General features: G+C 69.7%; 17 protein-coding genes and 1 tRNA gene. 15 read left to right on the forward strand and 3 right to left on the reverse strand.

Going from position 1 to position 17,508, the window contains the following annotated elements; genetic code table 11:
• From hscA to ASF44_RS16210, 5 genes are all read left to right on the forward strand, one after another.
• A complete protein-coding gene (gene hscA, locus ASF44_RS16190; protein ID WP_056900239.1) occupies positions 1-1,872 on the forward strand; it encodes a Fe-S protein assembly chaperone HscA in 1,872 nt (623 codons plus the stop codon).
• Between the two features lie 5 nt (positions 1,873-1,877).
• Positions 1,878-2,216, forward strand: coding sequence for an ISC system 2Fe-2S type ferredoxin (gene fdx / locus ASF44_RS16195; protein ID WP_056900240.1), 339 nt, complete (start codon positions 1,878-1,880; stop codon positions 2,214-2,216).
• Complete coding sequence (dnaQ, locus tag ASF44_RS16200; RefSeq protein ID WP_056900317.1) at positions 2,213-2,935, forward strand: DNA polymerase III subunit epsilon; 723 nt, start codon at positions 2,213-2,215, stop codon at positions 2,933-2,935. The genes fdx and dnaQ overlap by 4 nt, the downstream gene beginning before the upstream one ends.
• A 26-nt stretch (positions 2,936-2,961) precedes the next feature.
• Positions 2,962-3,036: transfer RNA gene (locus tag ASF44_RS16205), tRNA-Val, on the forward strand.
• Positions 3,037-3,188: 152 nt separating this feature from the next.
• Positions 3,189-3,602 carry a VOC family protein gene (locus ASF44_RS16210; protein WP_056900318.1) on the forward strand — a complete coding sequence of 138 codons (414 nt, stop codon included), beginning with the start codon at positions 3,189-3,191 and terminating at the stop codon, positions 3,600-3,602.
• A 116-nt stretch (positions 3,603-3,718) separates the two neighbouring features.
• On the opposite strand, the gene ASF44_RS16215 is transcribed toward ASF44_RS16210, so the two are convergent.
• Together ASF44_RS16215 and ASF44_RS16220 are read right to left on the reverse strand one after the other, a co-directional pair.
• A complete protein-coding gene (locus ASF44_RS16215) occupies positions 3,719-5,452 on the reverse strand; it encodes a GGDEF and EAL domain-containing protein (RefSeq protein WP_162243820.1) in 1,734 nt (577 codons plus the stop codon).
• Positions 5,453-5,503: 51 nt separating this feature from the next.
• The gene (locus tag ASF44_RS16220; RefSeq protein WP_056900242.1) at positions 5,504-6,274 is read right to left on the reverse strand and encodes a PP2C family serine/threonine-protein phosphatase; all 771 of its coding nucleotides are present in this window, start codon (positions 6,272-6,274) and stop codon (positions 5,504-5,506) included.
• A gap of 80 nt (positions 6,275-6,354) precedes the next feature.
• On the opposite strand from ASF44_RS16220, the gene ASF44_RS16225 reads away from it, so the two are divergent.
• Together ASF44_RS16225 and ASF44_RS16230 are read left to right on the forward strand one after the other, a co-directional pair.
• Positions 6,355-6,558: a YdcH family protein gene (locus tag ASF44_RS16225; RefSeq protein WP_056900243.1), complete on the forward strand. Its 204-nt coding sequence runs from the start codon at positions 6,355-6,357 to the stop codon at positions 6,556-6,558.
• A 119-nt stretch (positions 6,559-6,677) separates the two neighbouring features.
• Entirely contained in the window at positions 6,678-8,588 is a 1,911-nt protein-coding gene (locus ASF44_RS16230) for an ATP-dependent DNA helicase (protein ID WP_082524820.1), read from the forward strand.
• On the opposite strand, the gene ASF44_RS16235 is transcribed toward ASF44_RS16230, so the two are convergent.
• Positions 8,551-9,354 (reverse strand): outer membrane protein assembly factor BamD, encoded by an 804-nt coding sequence (locus tag ASF44_RS16235; protein WP_056900244.1) that lies wholly within the window; start codon positions 9,352-9,354, stop codon positions 8,551-8,553. The two genes, ASF44_RS16230 and ASF44_RS16235, sit on opposite strands and share 38 nt — an antisense overlap.
• Positions 9,355-9,365: 11 nt before the next feature.
• Here ASF44_RS16235 and ASF44_RS16240 point away from each other — a divergent pair, with 11 nt between their 5' ends.
• From ASF44_RS16240 to ispG, 8 genes are all read left to right on the forward strand, one after another.
• Positions 9,366-10,385, forward strand: coding sequence for an RluA family pseudouridine synthase (locus tag ASF44_RS16240; RefSeq protein ID WP_369820929.1), 1,020 nt, complete (start codon positions 9,366-9,368; stop codon positions 10,383-10,385).
• A gap of 142 nt (positions 10,386-10,527) precedes the next feature.
• Positions 10,528-11,226, forward strand: a complete 699-nt coding sequence (gene scpB, locus ASF44_RS16245; protein ID WP_056900245.1) for an SMC-Scp complex subunit ScpB — start codon at positions 10,528-10,530, stop codon at positions 11,224-11,226.
• Positions 11,223-12,683 carry a pseudouridine synthase gene (locus ASF44_RS16250; protein ID WP_082524802.1) on the forward strand — a complete coding sequence of 487 codons (1,461 nt, stop codon included), beginning with the start codon at positions 11,223-11,225 and terminating at the stop codon, positions 12,681-12,683. Before scpB ends, ASF44_RS16250 begins: the two co-directional genes overlap by 4 nt.
• A 166-nt stretch (positions 12,684-12,849) precedes the next feature.
• Positions 12,850-13,275: a nucleoside-diphosphate kinase gene (ndk, locus tag ASF44_RS16255; protein ID WP_056900246.1), complete on the forward strand. Its 426-nt coding sequence runs from the start codon at positions 12,850-12,852 to the stop codon at positions 13,273-13,275.
• A 75-nt stretch (positions 13,276-13,350) separates the two neighbouring features.
• Positions 13,351-14,499 carry a 23S rRNA (adenine(2503)-C(2))-methyltransferase RlmN gene (gene rlmN / locus ASF44_RS16260; protein ID WP_056900247.1) on the forward strand — a complete coding sequence of 383 codons (1,149 nt, stop codon included), beginning with the start codon at positions 13,351-13,353 and terminating at the stop codon, positions 14,497-14,499.
• A 9-nt stretch (positions 14,500-14,508) separates the two neighbouring features.
• Positions 14,509-15,330: a type IV pilus biogenesis/stability protein PilW gene (gene pilW / locus ASF44_RS16265; protein ID WP_369820932.1), complete on the forward strand. Its 822-nt coding sequence runs from the start codon at positions 14,509-14,511 to the stop codon at positions 15,328-15,330.
• Positions 15,323-16,192 (forward strand): RodZ domain-containing protein, encoded by an 870-nt coding sequence (locus tag ASF44_RS16270; protein ID WP_056900249.1) that lies wholly within the window; start codon positions 15,323-15,325, stop codon positions 16,190-16,192. The genes pilW and ASF44_RS16270 overlap by 8 nt, the downstream gene beginning before the upstream one ends.
• A 2-nt stretch (positions 16,193-16,194) precedes the next feature.
• Positions 16,195-17,496 (forward strand): flavodoxin-dependent (E)-4-hydroxy-3-methylbut-2-enyl-diphosphate synthase, encoded by a 1,302-nt coding sequence (gene ispG, locus ASF44_RS16275; protein WP_056900250.1) that lies wholly within the window; start codon positions 16,195-16,197, stop codon positions 17,494-17,496.
• Positions 17,497-17,508: the final 12 nt, after the last annotated feature.

Raw genomic sequence — 17,508 nt, forward strand, 5'->3', positions numbered from 1 at the left:
ATGGCGCTTCTCCAGATTTCCGAACCCGGCTTCTCGCCCGATCCCCACCAGCGCCGCATCGCAGTCGGCATCGACCTGGGCACCACGCATTCGCTCGTGGCCGCCGTGCGCAACGGCGTGGCCGAGTGTCTGCCCGACGCGCAGGGCCGCGTGATCCTGCCCTCGGTCGTGCGCTACCTCGCACCATCGGCCGGTGGTTCCGGCCGGCAGATCGGCCACGAGGCCTTGGCCGCCCAGACCACCGACCCCGAGAACACCATTGCGTCGGTCAAGCGGCTCATGGGCCGCGGCCCGGCCGACGTGGCGGCTGCCGAACTGCCCTACCGCCTCGTGGCCACCGAGGGTGCCGGCATGCTGCGCATCGAGACCGCGGCCGGCCCCAAGACGCCGGTGGAGATCAGCGCAGAGATCCTGGCCACGCTGCGTTTCCGTGCCGAGGACAGCTTTGCCGACGACCTGCACGGTGCCGTGATCACGGTGCCCGCCTACTTCGACGATGCCCAGCGCCAAGCCACCAAGGACGCGGCCCAACTGGCCGGCCTCCATGTGCTGCGCCTGATCAACGAGCCGACCGCCGCCGCCATCGCCTACGGCCTGGACAACGCATCCGAAGGCATCTACGCCGTGTACGACCTGGGTGGCGGCACCTTCGACATCTCCATCCTGCGCCTGTCGCGCGGCGTGTTCGAGGTCGTTGCGGCTGGCGGCGATTCCGCGCTCGGCGGCGACGACTACGACCACGCGCTGGCCGGCTGGGCACAGCAGGCCAGCGGCCTGCAGGCCGAGGGCGCGCAGCAGCAGGTGGCGTTGCGTCGCGCCGCGCGCGCGGCCAAGGAGCGACTCACGGACGACGACCGAGCCGCCCTGCGCGTTCAGCTGGGCGACACCGAGCTGGCCGTGGACGTGGCCCGTGCCGACTTCGAAGCCAGCACCGCCGCCCTCACGGCGCGCACCATGGCCGCTGTGCGCAAGGCGCTGCGCGACGCCAAGCTGACACCTGCCGACGTGCAGGGCACGGTGCTGGTCGGCGGCGCCACGCGCATGCCGCAGGTGCGCCGCGCGGTCGAGGCCTTCTTCGGCAAGCCGCCGCTGACCAACCTGAACCCCGACGAGGTCGTCGCGCTCGGCGCGGCCATCCAGGCCGACCAACTGGCCGGCAACAGCGGCGCGGCCGATCTGCTGCTGCTGGACGTGATCCCGCTGTCGCTGGGCATCGAGACCATGGGTGGGCTGGTCGAGCGCATCGTGCCGCGCAACCAGACCATCCCGACCGCGATGGCGCAGGATTTCACGACCTACCAGGACGGCCAGACCGCGCTGGCGCTGCACGTGGTGCAGGGCGAGCGCGACCTCGTGGCCGACTGCCGCAGCCTGGCGCGCTTCGTGTTGCGCGGCATACCGCCGATGGCGGCCGGCGCGGCGCGCATCCGCGTCACGTTCACTGTGGATGCCGATGGCCTGCTGACCGTCAGCGCGCGCGAGCAAGGCAGTGGGGTGGAGGCCAGCGTGGACGTGAAGCCGTCCTACGGCCTCAGCGACGACGAGATCGCCCGCATGCTGCAGGACAGCTTCAGCACCGCCGGCCAGGACATGCAGGCCCGGGCGCTGGTCGAGGCGCGTGTCGAGCTCGACCGCATGCTGCTGGCCACGCGCAGCGCGCTGGATGCCGACGGCGACCTGCTGCCGGCGCCTGAGCGCGCCGCCATCGACGCCCTGGTCGCCAGCGCTGAGCAGGCGCGCGCCGCCGACCAGCTGCAGCCCATGACCGCCGCCACCGAAGGCTTGGCAAAGGGCACGGAGGCCTTCGCCGCCCTGCGCATGAACGCCGGTATCCGCAACGCCCTGTCCGGCAAGAACATCGAGTCCGTCTGATCCCCATGCCCGTCATCAAGGTCCTGCCCCATCCCGAATTCTGTCCCGCCGGCGCCGAGCTGCGCGCCGCGCCTGGCACCAGCGTCTGCGAGGCCCTGCTCGACAACGGCATCGCCATCGAGCATGCCTGCGACATGAGCTGCGCTTGCACCACCTGCCACGTGATCGTGCGCCAGGGCTTCAACACGCTGGAAGATCCGGAAGAAGAGGAAGAAGACCTGCTGGACAAGGCCTGGGGCCTGGAGCCGCAGTCGCGCCTGTCGTGCCAGGTCATGCTGGGCAAGGACGACCTGACGGTGGAGATTCCCAAGTACACGATCAACCACGCGCGCGAGAACCACTGATGCGCCAGATCGTCCTCGACACCGAAACCACGGGCCTGTCGGCCGCCACGGGCGACCGCATCATCGAGATCGGCTGCGTGGAGCTGCTGAACCGCAAGCTCACGGGCAACAACAAGCACTTCTACCTGAACCCCGAGCGCGACAGCCACGAGGACGCGCTCAAGGTGCACGGCATCAGCAACGAGTTCCTGCGCGACAAGCCCAAGTTCGCCGAGGTCGTCGACGAGCTGCTGGACTACCTGCAGGGCGCCGAGATCATCATCCACAACGCGCCGTTCGATGTGGGCTTCCTGAACAAGGAACTCGACCTGCTGGGCCGCGGTCCGATCGGCGGCGTCGTCGACAACGTGGTCGATTCGCTGGTGATGGCCAAGGAGATGTTCCCGGGCAAGCGCAACTCGCTCGACGCGCTGTGCGGCCGCCTGGAGGTCGACAACTCGGGCCGCACGCTGCACGGCGCCTTGCTCGACGCCGAACTGCTGGCCGACGTCTACATCAACATGACGCGCGGCCAGGACGCGCTCTTGATCGAGGTCGAGACGACCGACGAGGCCGTCACCACCAGCGAGGTGCCGCGCATCGACCTGTCCAGCATCGTGCTGCAGGTGCTGGTCGCGAGCGAAGAAGAGCTTGCGGCGCACGAAGCCGTGCTCGCGCAACTCGACAAGTCGACCGGCGGAAAAACAATCTGGCGGACGCACGAAAAATCTATGGCATAATCACAGGCTTTCCTGAACAAGATTCAGGGCGGTTAGCTCAGGGGTAGAGCACTGCCTTCACACGGCAGGGGTCGCAGGTTCGAAGCCTGCACCGCCCACCAATCCAAAGCCTCGCAAATCTGTGATTTGCGGGGCTTTTTGGTTTTTGCCGGTCCCGTTCTTTGCGGCCCTTTGCCGTTCTTTTCGCTCCTCTTCGCGCATGACCACCGCCCACTCTTCCGCCGCCCCTGCGATGGCTTCAGCCGCCATCCCTCTGCCATCCATCTTCCACTTCGCCTTCAACGTCGCCGACCTCGACGCGGCGCGCCGCTTCTACGGCGAGGTGCTTGGCTGTCGAGAAGGCCGCAGCACCGACACCTGGGTCGACTTCGATTTTTTCGGCCACCAGATCTCGCTGCACCTGGGCCAACCGTTTGCCACGGCCGCGACGGGCCATGTCGGCGACAAGCTGGTGCCCATGCCGCACTTCGGCCTGATCCTGCTGCTGCCCGAGTGGAAGGCCATGGCAGAGCGCTTGCAGGCGGCCGGCACCGACTTCGTGCTGGCGCCGCAGGTGCGCTTCGAGAACCAGCCGGGAGAGCAATGGACGATGTTCTTCCGCGACCCGTTCGGCAATCCCATCGAGATCAAGGGCTTCCGCGACCTGGCTGCCGTGTACGCGAGCTGAGCCTGGCGCCGGGCGATGGAGAGCGCCTCGCAGGCGCACGGCCCCGGCGGGAAGTTGGCAACGGTCGGGGCGGCTTTGCGAGGCCTGCATTGCCGGCGAGGGCAGCCGCCCTGCGATCAGGGCTGCTGCAGGTCGCGCACGAAGGCTTCGAGCTGGGCGGCCGACAGCGGCCGGCTGAACAGATAGCCCTGGGCCTCGTCGCAGCCCTGCTGGCGCAGGAAGCGCAGCTGGGCCTCGGTCTCCACCCCTTCGGCGATGGTCTGCAGGCCCAGGCTGCTGGCCATGTGGATGATGGCCGCGACGATGGCGCGGTCGTCCGCATCGACGCCGATGTCGCGCACAAACGACTGGTCGATCTTGAGCTTGTCGGCCTGCAAGCGCTTGAGGTAGCTCAGCGACGAGTGGCCGGTGCCGAAGTCATCGATCGACACGCGCACGCCGCGTTGGTGCAGCGCCTGCAGCACGGCAATCGCACGCTGCGGGTCTTGCATGGCCGCGCCTTCGGTCAGCTCCAGTTCCAGGTCTCGCGGCGTGAGACCGGCTTCGTGCAGCACGCTGTCGATCAGCGCGGGCAGCTCGCTCTGTTGCAGTTGCATGGCCGACAGGTTGACCGCCATGGTCAGGGCCGGCAGGCCGCGGTCGCGCCAGGCCTTGAGCTGGAAGGCCGCGTTGCGCAGCGCCCATTCGCCGAGCGTGCCGATCAGGCCGCAGGCTTCGGCCAGCGGAATGAACTCCGCCGGGGAGACGTTGCCCAGTTCCGGGTGGCGCCAGCGCAGCAACGCCTCGACGCCGGTCACCTGGCCACTGCGCAGGTCCACCATGGGCTGGAAGGCCAGCGAGAACTGCTGGCGCTCCAGTGCGCGGCGCAGCGCGTTCTCCATCGCCAGCGCACGCACCGCCTCGTTCTGCATGGCGGGTGTGAAGAAGCGGTAGACGCTGCCGCCGGTGCGCTTGGCCTGGTGGACGGCGGCATCGGCGCGTTGCGTGAGCATGTCGAAGTCTTCCCCATCCTGCGGATATATCGCGATGCCGATGGAAGAGGTGATGCTGAGTTCGCGCTGCGCGATGTCGTAGACGGGCGCGGTGCGCACCATGAGCTTGTCGGCCACATGGGCTGCGCCGTGCACGTCGGTATCGGGCAGCACGAGCATGAATTCGTCGCCGCCCACGCGGGCAACCAGGTCACGCTCGCGCACCGCAGAACGCAGGCGCTGCGCCAGCGCAACCAGAAGCTGGTCGCCGACGCGGTGGCCCAGCGAGTCGTTGACGTACTTGAAGCGGTCCAGGTCCAAATACAGCACGGCCAGCGGCTTGTGGCCGGCCTGCGCCTGCGCGATGGCCTGCGCCGCGTCGCGTGCCAGCAGCATGCGGTTGGGCAGGTTGGTCAACTCGTCGATGTCGGCCTGGCGCCGGGCGCGCGCGGCGTTCTCGGCATATTGGGCGACCTGTTCCTGCAGTGCTTGTACCTGTTGCTGCAGTGCGTCGCTGCGGTCCGTGGGCTGGCTGGCCTCGGTCAGCAGCCAGACCGTGCCGGCTTCGGGGCGGCCGGCGTGCAAGGGGCGCACCCGCGCGTGGCAGCGCAGCGCGCTGCCGTCCTGGCGCTGCAGCGTCAGCGCTTCCTCGAACACCTGGCCCGCCAGGAGCGCGGCGGCGCAGCGGCGCTCCACCCCGGCCCACAACGTGTCGTCCGCATGCCATGCGCGCGAGGACAGGCCGAGGAGATCCTGCACCGCGTGCCCCAGCATGCCGGCGAACGTGGCGTTGCAATACTGGACGCGCAGCTCGTGCAGCCAGGCCACGCCGGCGGGCAGGGCGTCGAGCACAGCGCTCAGCCCGTCTGGCAGTGGCATGGAGGGGGGCTGCAGGGTGTGTGGCGCGCGTTGCAGGCCGGTCATCGGGGGTCAGTCTTCGAGCGGCGAGATACCGACCACCACCAGTGACAGGTTGTCGCCACCGCCGCGCGAACGCGAGCGCGCCTTCTCCACCAGCAGTTCGGTCGCATCGCGCGGCGACACCGCGGACAGCAAGACGCCGAGTTCGGCGTCGTTGAAGTAGTGCCACACCCCATCGCTGCAGGCCAGGATGACGTCGCCGGCCGCGAGCTGCGTGCGGTGCTCGCCCAGTGGCGGGTCTGCCTCGCTGCCCAGGCAGCCGATGAGGATGTTGGAGTCGGGATGCACACGCGCCTGCTCTTCGCTCAACTCGCCGCGGTCCACCAGCGTCTGCACGTACGAGTGGTCGCGTGTGCGGTGGATCAGGCGGCCTTGGTGGAAGTGGTAGATGCGCGAGTCGCCGACATGGGCCCACAGGCATTCGCCCTTGGGCAACACGAGGAACGCGGCGATCGTGCTGTGGGGCTCCTGCTCGGCGGAGATGGCCGTCAGCTTGATGACCATGTGCGCCTGCGCGACCATGCTGCGCAGCAGCGCTGCGCCGTCGTCGCCGACGGGGTCGAAGCGTTCGAACAGCTGGCGCGCCGTCAGCAGCACCTGGTCGGCCGCTTCGCGCCCGCCGCTGCGGCCGCCCATGCCGTCGGCCACCACGCCGAGCAGGCAACCCTGGGCGCGCGGGTGCTGCATCAGCACCACCTGGTCTTGCTGGTATTGCCGATCACCTTTGTGGATGCCGGTCGCGGCGCTGATCCGGAATCCTTGGGGGAGCGGCTGGGGCATCGTGGGGTAGCGGAGGGCGTTGAAACGAGCGCGTATTATCAAACGATCCGGCGCATGTCCCTTGCGCGCCGGCTGTCATCTTGTCCGCCAATCTCCACTCTCCCGAACGCCAGCTGATCGAGCTGCGCATCGAGCATGCCGACCTCGACGCCCTCGTCGACCGCATGGCCCATGCCACCCCCGTCGACGAGCTGCTGGTGCAGCGCCTGAAGAAGCGCCGCCTCGCGTTGCGGGACCGCATCGCGCGGCTGGAGTGGCAGCTCGATCCCAAGGAGCCGGCGTGAACCCATCGACCGGTGCCGCAGAGCCGGCGCTGGTCCAGCAGGTGCGCGCCGCCTTCGCTGCAGACGGCGTGCTGGCCCGGGCTGCCGACCACTACAGGCCACGCCAGGGCCAGATCGACATGGCAGAGGCAGTGGCCCGCACCATCGTGCACGGCGGTGCGCTGGTCGTGGAGGCGGGCACCGGCGTCGGCAAGACCTTCTCCTACCTCGTGCCGGCGCTGCTGAGCGGCGAGCGCGTGCTGGTGTCCACCGCCACCAAGACATTGCAGGACCAGCTGTTCGGCCGCGACCTGCCGCGTCTGCGCGACGCGCTGGGCCTGGCGCTGCGCGCGGCCCTGCTCAAGGGGCGTGGCAGCTACCTGTGCCTGCACCGCATGCGGCAGGCGGGCCAGGCGCTGGCCCGTGAGGAGACCGCGGCATGGCGCACGCTGACGGCGGTCCAGCATTGGGCGACGGCCACCCGAACCGGCGATCTGGCCGAGCTCGCGGGCCTGGACGAGCGTTCGCCCGTGACGCCGCTGGTCAGTTCCACGCGCGAGAATTGCCTGGGCGGCGACTGCCCGGATTTCCAGGGCTGCCATGTCTACCGCGCGCGGCGCGAGGCGATGGCCGCCGACGTGGTGGTGGTCAACCACCACCTGTTCTTCGCCGATCTGGCAGTGCGTGAATCGGGCATGGCCGAACTGCTGCCCACGGTGCGTGTGGCGATCTTCGACGAGGCGCACCAGCTCAACGAAACCGGCCTGCAGTTCCTCGGGCGTCAGCTGGGCACGGGCCAGTTGCTGGACTTCGTGCGCGACGCGCTGGCCACCGTGCGGCCACTTGCCGGCGGGCTGGTCGACTGGCAGGCCGAACTGGAACCGGTGGAGCGCAGCGCACGCGACCTGCGCATGCTGGCCGGCCCGGCCGCGCCCGGCACGCAGCTGCGCTGGATCGGTCCGGCGCCCGATGGGCTCGATGCCGCCGAATGGTCCGAGGCCCTGCAGAAGCTGGCCGCGGCGCTGCTGCGCGTGAGCGGCTGGCTGGATGGCGTGGCGGACATGTCGCCCGACCTCGCGCGCTTGCACGCGCGGGCGGGTGCCTTGGCCGAGCGTGTCGCGCAGTTCGCGGCGGCAGGGGTGGGCGATGTGGTGCGCTGGGTGGATGTGGGCCTGCAGCTGCGGCTGGTCGAGGCGCCGTTGAGCATCGGCGCCGCCCTGCGGGCCCAACTGGCGCAGCAGCCAGGCCGCGCTTATGTGTTCACCTCGGCCACGCTGGGCGACGATGCCGCGCTGCGCTGGTTCACCGAGCCCTGCGGGCTGGAGGAAGCCGAGATCCTGCGCGTGGACAGTCCGTTCGACTACGCCCGCCAGGCGGCCTTGTACGTCCCGCGCACGCTACCCAGGCCGGCGGATGCCGCCCATGGCGGTGCCGTCGCCGCGCTGGTTGCCGACGCAGCCCTGCGGCTGGGCGGCCGCACACTGGTGCTCACCACCACGCTGCGCGCCCTGCGCACCATCGGCCAGGCGCTGCAGGGGCAACTGCAGGGGCAGCTCGACGTGCTCGTGCAGGGCCAGATGGCGCGCCAGCGCATCCTCGACCGGTTCCGCGAAGGCGGGCAGGGCGGCGGCGCCGGCTGCGTGCTGGTGGCTTCGGCATCGTTCTGGGAGGGCGTGGATGTGCCGGGCGATGCGCTGCAGCTGGTGGTCATCGACAAGCTGCCCTTTCCGCCACCGAATGACCCCTTGGTCGAAGCACGGGCCCAGCAGATCGAGCAGGCCGGCGGGAGCGCCTTCAAGGAGTATTTCCTGGCCGAGGCCGCGGTTGCGCTCAAGCAGGGCGCCGGGCGGCTGATCCGCCGCGAGAGCGACCGCGGCGTGCTGGTCGTGGGCGATGCGCGGCTGGTGCAGATGGGCTATGGCAAGCGGCTGCGCGCGGCGCTGCCACCCATGCGTCAGCTGCAGGACGAAGCCGAGTTCCTGCAGGCGCTGGAAGAACTGGCCGAACCGGCCGTCACCAGACCTTCCACCACGGATCGTCCTTCGGCTTGAAGCCGCCGCGCTGCACATAGGCGCTCTGCGGGTAGTTGGTCTCCAGCACGCGGCGTGCGTCGTCGCGCAACTGGGTCATGCCGAGGGCTTCGTAGCTCCTGTAGATGATGTACAGCGCTTCTTCCAGGGCCGGCACTTCACGGTAATCGGCCAGCGCGATCTGGGCGCGGTTGATGGCGGCCACGTAGGCGCCGCGCGTGTAGTAGTAGCGCGCCACGTGCACTTCGTACTGCGCCAGCGAGTTGACGATGTAGTTCATGCGCTGGCGCGCATCGGGCGTGTAGCGCGAGTCGGGAAAGCGCGTCACCAGCTCCTTGAAGGCCTCGAACGAATCCTTCGCCGCCTTCTGGTCGCGCTCGGACAGGTCCTGCCGGCTGATGAAAGCGAACATGCCCATGTTCTCGTTGAAGTTGACGATGCCCTTCAGGTACAGCGCGTAGTCCAGCGCGGGGCTGGCAGGGTGCAGCTTGATGAAGCGGTCGAGCGTGGCGATGGCCTGGGCCTGCTCGTTCGACTTGTGGTACGCGTAGGCCTTTTCCAGCTGGGCCTGCTGGGCCAAGGGCGTGCCGGCGGCGCGGCCTTCGAGCTTCTCGAACAGCGTGATCGCGCGTTCGTAGCCGCCCGCACTGAGCTCTTCCTTGGCCTCGGAGTAGATGCGGTTCGGGCTCCAGTTCGCGGTCTCGTCTACCGACTTGGTCGCGCAGCCCGCCAAGGCCGCGGCCAGCAGCAATGGCGCGAGCGCCGATAATTTGGAGCGATGGAACACGGGCAGATCCCTTGAAAGAAGCGGCAGCAATTATATCGACCGACCCCCACGGCGACGCCGGGGCGGAAGGCCCCGAGGACCTGCAGGGCTTGGCCGCGGAGGTGGAGCTGCGCCAGGCGGTGGTGGACACCGCCCTGCATGGCCAGCGGCTCGACCGGGCGTTGGCAGCGCTCGTGTCGGAGTTTTCGCGCAGCTACCTGCAGCAATTGATCGAGGCCGATGCCGTGCAGTTGAACGGCCGGCCTGTGCGCAAGAGCGCCATGCGCGTGCACGTGGGCGATGCCTTGCAGGTGGAGCTGCGGCCCACCCAGCAAAGCCAGGCCTTCGTCGCCCAGGCCATGGCGCTGGACACGGTCTACGAGGACGCGCACCTGCGCGTGGTCCACAAGCCCGCGGGCCTGGTCGTGCATCCCGCGCCAGGCAACTGGAGCGGCACCTTGCTCAATGGCCTGCTGGCGCTGGACCCGGCTGCGGCGACGCTGCCGCGCGCCGGCATCGTGCACCGGCTGGACAAGGACACCAGCGGCCTCATGGTGGTGGCGCGCACGCGCGCCTGCATGGATGCGCTGGTCGGGCTGATCGCGCAGCGCGCCGTCAGCCGCCAGTACCTGGCGCTGGCGCACAGGCCCTGGACCGGACCGGCGCAGCGCACGGTGGACGCGCCGATCGGCCGCGATCCGCGCAACCGGCTGCGCATGGCGGTCGTGGACCTCGCGCGCGAGGCGGGCAAGACCGCCCGCACCGATTTCGACTGCCTGGCGCAGGCGGAGCAGGGCTGCTGGCTGCGCTGCACGCTGCACACCGGTCGCACGCACCAGATCCGCGTGCACGCCGCCTCGCTCGGCCATCCCTTGGTGGGCGACACCCTGTACGGCGGGGCACCCGCCGCCGGGCTGGCGCGCCAGGCACTGCACGCCTTCCGGCTCGCGTTCGTGCACCCGATGACGGGTGCGCCGGTCGAGCTGTTCGCGCCCCTGCCGGAGGACCTGCGCGAGGCCTTGGCCGCATGGGGCCTGCGCTACAATCCGTGACCGCGCACGCCGCCTGAATCGAAGGCCAGCAGCGCGAATGCCAGAATCCACGCCCGATGCGCTCGCCGAGGCGGCGACCCAGTCACCCAGACGCATCCGTGCCCGCACCGCCCCGGTGCTTATCCCGGAACCGTAAGCAGCCATGAATTCGGCAGAGGCCAAGCATGTCCTCGAAGCGGCATTGATGTGCTCGCCGCAGCCCTTGCCTGTGCGCGAGTTGCGCGTGCTGTTCGACGACGTGCTGGGTGCCGACACCATCAAGACCCTGCTGGCCGAGCTGCAGCTGGAGTGGGCGCAGCGTGGCCTGGAATTGGTCAGCGTGTCCTCGGGCTGGCGCTTCCAGAGCCGGCCCGCGATGCGTGCCTACCTGGACCGGCTGCACCCCGAAAAGCCGCCGCGCTACACGCGCGCTGCGCTGGAGACGCTGGCCATCATTGCCTACCGCCAGCCTGCGACGCGGGGCGACATGGAGGACATCCGTGGCGTCAGCATCAATGCCCAGGTGCTCAAGCAGCTGGAAGACCGCGGCTGGGTCGAGGTGATCGGCCACCGCGAGACCGTGGGCCGTCCGGCCCTGTTCGCCACCACGCGCCAGTTCCTGGACGACCTGGGGCTGGAATCGCTCGACCAGTTGCCCGTGGCCGACGATCCGGCCCAGCGCGCGCAGCTGATGGCGGCCCTGGCCGCGGCCGATCCGGCACAGGCGGCCCTGCCCATCGACGAGGTGGAGCCGGTCGAAGACACCGGCGCGCCCTCCACACCTCCCGAACCCTCTCCCGAAACGAACCCCGACGACGGCGCATCCCGCGCAACGTCCGAACCAGCGGATCCCAGCCCATGAACGACATTCCCGGCACCGCGCCCGAAGACGAAGACAGCGGCGAGCACGCCGAGGCGGCCGTGCCTGCGGCACCTGCCGAATCGACCGAATCGGCTGGCGCGGGCGAGTCCACCGCACCGCAGGGCGAAACCGCGCCTGAGTCCGGCAACCCACCCGACGCAGATCCGGCCGACAGCCGCTTCGCCGACGTGGTGTCCGGCCGTTTCGACGAGGACGAGGAAGCCTCCGACCTCGCGCCGCCCAAGCGCGTGCTGCTGCCCCAGCCCGAGACCCCCAAGCTGCACAAGATCCTCGCGCAGGCCGGCCTCGGCTCGCGCCTGGAGATGGAGCAGCTCATCACCGAAGGCCGCATCTCCGTCAACAACGAGCCGGCCCACATCGGCCAGCGCATCCAGTACGGCGACCAGATCAAGGTCAACGGCAAGCCGATCCGCGTGCGGATCGACGCGCCTCCGCCGCGGGTGATCGCCTACCATAAGCCGACCGGCGAAGTCGTCACGCACGACGACCCGCAGAACCGGCCCACGGTGTTCCGCAAGCTGCCCAAGCTGTTCCAGGGCAAGTGGCAGTCGGTCGGCCGGCTGGACCTCAACACCGAAGGCCTGCTGCTGTTCACCAACTCGGGCGAACTGGCCAACAAGCTCATGCACCCGCGCTTCGGCCTGGAGCGTGAGTACGCGGTGCGCGTGCTGGGTGCGCTCAGCAACGAGGAAAAGCAGCGCCTGCTCGACGGCGTCCACCTGGACGACGGGCAGGCGCAGTTCGGCAGCATCGAGGACGGCGGCGGCGAGGGCTCCAACTGCTGGTACCGCGTCACGATCTCCGAAGGCCGCAACCGCGAGGTGCGGCGCATGTTCGAGGCCGTGGGCCACGCGGTGAGCCGGCTGATCCGCATCCGCTACGGCGCCATGCTGCTGCCGCGCGGCCTCAAGCGCGGCGCCTCGCTGGAGCTGGACACGCGGGACATCCAGGCACTGATGCGCGCCGCCGGCGCCCAGGCACCCCAGCCGCAAGCCGCGCGCGGAGCGGGCGGCCGCAGCCAGGCCCCCGACCGGCGTGGCGGCGGCCGCAACGCGCGTGGCGGGCAGCGCCAGGGCGGCGGCGGGGGCGAGGGCGGCTCGCCCGCGCAGCCGCGCGGCAATGGCGGTGGGCGCAACAAGCGCGGCGGTCCCAATCCGGCTGGTGGCGGCAATGCCGGGGCGCGCCGCGAGGGGGGCAACCGCTCCGAAGGGCCGATCCCCAATCCGCTGACTGTCAGCACGCCAGGTGGGCAGCGCCGTCCGCCGCGCGATGTGGGCGGAGGCGGCGGCAGCGGCGCGCAGCCCGATCCGATGAAAACCTCTTTCGGCTACATCGGCGCCGACAGCTTCACGCGCCAGCGCCAGGGCCAGCAGCGCCGCGGCGGTGGTGGTGGCGGTGGTGGCGGACCCCAGCGCCGTGGCGGCCGGGGGCGCTGACGCCCCGCATTTCCCTGGCGCGTGCGCAGCTTTCGAATACAGATGGCGGCACGGGCTAAAATCACGGGCTTTGCGCGCTCTGGCGCATTCCCTTTTCCCCAACGATCCTCAACCGATCTCCAAGCAATCCAAGGCCTCGCGGCCCCATTCCAAGGACACTACAAAAATGGCTCTCGAACGCACCCTCTCCATCATCAAGCCCGACGCCGTCGCCAAGAACGTCATCGGCCAGATCTACGCCCGTTTCGAGGCCGCCGGCTTGAAGATCGCCGCTGCCCGCCTGGTGCAACTGTCGCGCGCCGAAGCCGAGCAGTTCTACGGCGTGCACAAGGAGCGTCCCTTCTTCAAGGACCTGGTCGATTTCATGATCTCGGGCCCCGTCATGATCCAGGTGCTGGAAGGCGAGAACGCCATCCTGAAGAACCGTGACCTGATGGGCGCCACCGACCCGAAGAAGGCCGCCGCCGGCACCATCCGCGCCGACTTCGCCGACAGCATCGACGCCAACGCCGTGCACGGCTCGGACGCTGCCGAAACCGCCCAGGTCGAAGTCGCCTTCTTCTTCCCGGGCCTGAACGTCTACGCACGCTGACATGCTGCATCCCGCGCCTTGCCACCCCGCTCGGGGTCGTCGCCGGCGCGGGCTGAGCGCGGCGGGGGCACGCGCGTGAACGCCCCCGCCGTCAACCTGCTGGAGTTCGACCTCGACGGCCTCGCCGCCTTTTGTGAGCGCCTGGGCGAGAAGCGTTTTCGCGCCACCCAGCTGTTCCGATGGATCCACCAGCGCGGCGCCAGCGACTTCCACCAGATGAGCGATCTGGCCAAGTCACTGCGCGGCAAGCTCGAGGGCGCCGCGCAGGTCACGGCGCTGCCCGTCATCACCCAGCACATCTCGCAGGACGGCACCGTCAAGTGGCTGTTCGACGTGGGTGCAGGCGACGCGGTCGAGGCGGTGTTCATCCCCGAGGACGACCGCGGCACGCTGTGCATCTCCTCGCAGGCCGGCTGCGCCGTGGGCTGCCGTTTCTGTTCCACGGGCCACCAGGGCTTCAGCCGCAACCTCACGACCGGCGAGATCCTGGCCCAGCTGTGGTTCGCCGAGCACTTCCTGCGCAAGCACCTGGGCGTGGCCGAGCGTGTCATCTCCAACGTGGTGATGATGGGCATGGGCGAGCCGCTGCAGAACTACACGGCCCTGGTGCCCGCGCTGCGCGTGATGCTGGACGACCACGGCTACGGCCTGTCGCGCCGCCGTGTGACGGTGTCCACCTCGGGAGTGGTGCCGATGATCGACCGGCTCGGCCAGGATTGCCCGGTGGCGCTGGCCGTGTCGCTGCATGCGCCGAACGATGCGCTGCGCGACAAGCTCGTGCCGCTCAACCGCAAGTACCCGCTCGACGAACTGATGGGCGCCTGCCAGCGTTACCTCGCGCATGCGCCGCGCGACTTCATCACCTTCGAATACTGCATGCTCGATGGCGTCAACGACCAACCCGAGCATGCGCGCGAGCTGATCGCGCTGGTCGAGCGCTACCGTACCGACGGCGTCTGGTGCAAGCTCAACCTAATTCCGTTCAACCCGTTCCCGGCGTCCGGCCTCAAGCGCTCGCCCGCGCCGCAGGTCAGCGCGTTCGCCAAGCTGCTGCTCGATGCCGGCCTCGTCACCACCGTGCGCAAGACGCGCGGCGACGACATCGACGCCGCCTGCGGCCAGTTGGCCGGCGACGTGAAGGACCGCACGCGGGTGACCCAGCGCATCGCGCTGCAACGCCAGGTGCCGCTGCAGGTCGTCGCGGCACCGCCGCAGGGAGACTGACCGATGCGCATGACGACGTGCCTGCCGGGCAGCACGATGGCCCTGTGCCTCACCGGCCTGGCCCTGTCCGGCGCCGCGCTGCTGTCCGGCTGCACTGCGCCTGCCGGCGTGCGGGGCACGGATCCTTCCGGCGTGGTGATCCCGTCCGAGGAGTCGGACGTGCGCAAGCGTGCCCGCGTCCGGCTCGAGCTGGCGTCGCGCTACTTCGACCAGGGCCAGACCAACGTGGCGCTGGAGGAGGTCAAGCTCGCGCTGGCGACCGATCCCGGCTTCGCCGAAGCCTTCAACCTGCGCGGGCTGGTCTACATGCGGCTGAACGACCTCGCACTGGCCGAGGAGAGCTTCCGCCAGGCCCAGCGCCTGAGCCCGCGCGAGCCGGGTACGGCCCACAATTACGGCTGGCTGCTGTGCCAGCAGGGCCGCTACGACCAGGCCATGGCGCAGTTCGCCGTGGCGCTGGAGAACCTGACCTATGCCGACAAGGCCAAGACCTGGCTTGCGCAGGGCATGTGCCAGCAGCAGGCCGGCCAGGCGGGCGAGGCCGAGCGCAGCTTCCTGCGTTCGTACGAGCTCGACCCGGCCAATCCGATCACCGGCTACAACCTGGCGCAGCTGCTGCTCAGGCGCGGCGACGCACAGCGCGCGCAGTTCTACATCCGCCGCATCAACAACAGCGAATACGCCAACGCCGAGTCCCTGTGGCTGGGCATCAAGGTCGAGCGCAGCCTGGGCAACCGCCAGGCTGTCGAGCAACTGGGCACGCAATTGCGCAACCGTTTTGCGCAGTCCCGCGAGTACATGGCTCTGGAGCGCCAAGCTTTCGATGAGTGACAACAACCTTTCCCCCGACGTGGCACCGCCGCCTTCCGAACAAGCCACCAGCGGCGCGCAGCGCGCTGGCGCCATGCTGCGCCAGGCGCGCGAACAGGCCGGCCTGCATGTGGAGGCGCTGGCCGTCGCGTTGAAGGTGCCGGTCAAGAAGCTGGAGGCGCTGGAGGCCGGCCGCATCGACCTGTTGCCCGACCCGACGTTCGCGCGCGGGTTGGCCGCCAGCATCTGCCGCGGCCTCAAGGTCGATCCCAAGCCGGTGCTCGACCTGATGCCCGGCATCGCGGGCGATCGCAGGGCGGTGTCGCCGCCGGCCATCAACGCGCGGTTCGAGCCAGGCGCCGCGGCGTCGGGCAGTTCCGCGCTGCGCGGCAGCCCGAGCCCGGCGATGTGGGTGGTGGCCGTGCTGCTGCTGGGCGCATTGGCGATCTACCTGTGGCCCGGCATGGGCGGTGGCCAGCCCGATGCCGAGACCGGGTCCGCCGCCACCCCCATGGGCGCGCCGAGCACCGTGACCGAGAGCGCGACGCCGGCGGAGCCCGCAGCCGCAACCGCGCCGACCGTGGCAGACCCGGCCCCGGTGGCCACCGCCCCTGCTGCGCCGGCCTCGGCCGCCGTGGCTGCGCCAGCCGCGCTGCTGCAATTCATCGCCAGGAGCGAAACCTGGGTCCAGGTGACCGATGCCACCGGCGCCACGCCCTTGCGCCGCAGCCTCGTCGCTGGCGAGACCGTGACCGCCACCGGCACCCCGCCGCTGGCGGTGGTGATCGGCCGCATCGACGCGGTCGAGGTGCAGGTGCGCGGCGAGACCCGCGACCTGCGCGCCATCGCCAAGAACAACGTCGCACGCTTCGAGGTGAAGTGACCATGCCTGACACCGTCGACCCCACCACCTGCACCGACCCTGGCGCCATCGAACCGGTGGCGCCTGCCGCGCGCCGCAGCCTGCAGGCCGAGGTGCGCTGGAAAGACCACCTGCTGACGCTGGGCGGCGATGCGCCCGTGCGCGTGCAGTCCATGACCAACACCGACACGGCCGACGCCATCGGCACGGCGATCCAGGTCAAGGAACTCGCGCTGGCCGGCTCCGAGATGGTGCGCATCACGGTCAACACGCCCGAGGCCGCCGAGGCCGTGCCGCACATCCGCGAGCAGCTGGACCGCATGGGCATCCATGTGCCGCTGATCGGCGACTTCCACTACAACGGCCACCGGCTGCTGACCGACTTCCCGGCCTGTGCCGAGGCCTTGTCCAAGTACCGCATCAACCCCGGCAACGTGGGCAAGGGCGACAAGCACGACAAGCAGTTCGGCCAGATGATCGAGGCCGCGATGCGCTGGAACAAGCCGGTGCGCATCGGCGTCAACTGGGGCAGCCTGGACCAGGAACTGCTGGCCAGTCTGATGGACGCGAACAATGCGCGCGCCCAGCCGCTGGACGCCAAGCAGATCATGTACGAGGCGCTGATCACCTCGGCGATCTCGTCGGCCCAGTTGGCCGAGGGCATGGGCATGGCAGCGCAGCAGATCATCCTGTCGTGCAAGGTCAGCGGCGTGCAGGACCTGATCACCGTCTACGGCGAACTGGCCCGCCGCTGCCGCTACCCGCTGCACCTGGGCCTGACCGAGGCCGGCATGGGCACCAAGGGCACGGTGGCCTCCACGGCGGCGCTGGCCGTGCTGCTGCAGCAGGGCATCGGCGACACCATCCGCGTGTCGCTCACGCCGCAGCCCGGCGAGGCCCGCACGCAGGAAGTGGTGGTGGCCTCGGAGATCCTGCAGGCCCTGGGCATGCGCAGCTTCGTGCCCAGCGTCACGGCATGCCCGGGTTGCGGCCGCACCACCAGCACCACCTTCCAGGAACTGACCAAGCAGATCGATGACTTCCTGCGCCTGCAGATGCCGGTCTGGCGCAACCGCTATCCGGGTGTCGAGAAGCTCAAGGTCGCCGTGATGGGCTGCATCGTCAATGGCCCGGGCGAGAGCAAGCATGCCGACATCGGCATCAGCCTGCCCGGCACCGGCGAGGCCCCGGCCGCACCCGTCTTCATCGACGGCGAGAAGGCCATGACGCTGCGCGGCGAGGGCATCGCGCAGGAGTTCCAGAAGGTCGTCGAAAACTACATCGAGAAGCGCTTCGGCCAGCCCCAGGTGGCCGACATCGCCTGAAACCGGATCCCC

The sequence above is a fragment of the Pseudorhodoferax sp. Leaf274 genome, assembly GCF_001422445.1.
In the GTDB taxonomy this organism is placed as follows: domain Bacteria; phylum Pseudomonadota; class Gammaproteobacteria; order Burkholderiales; family Burkholderiaceae_C; genus Pseudorhodoferax.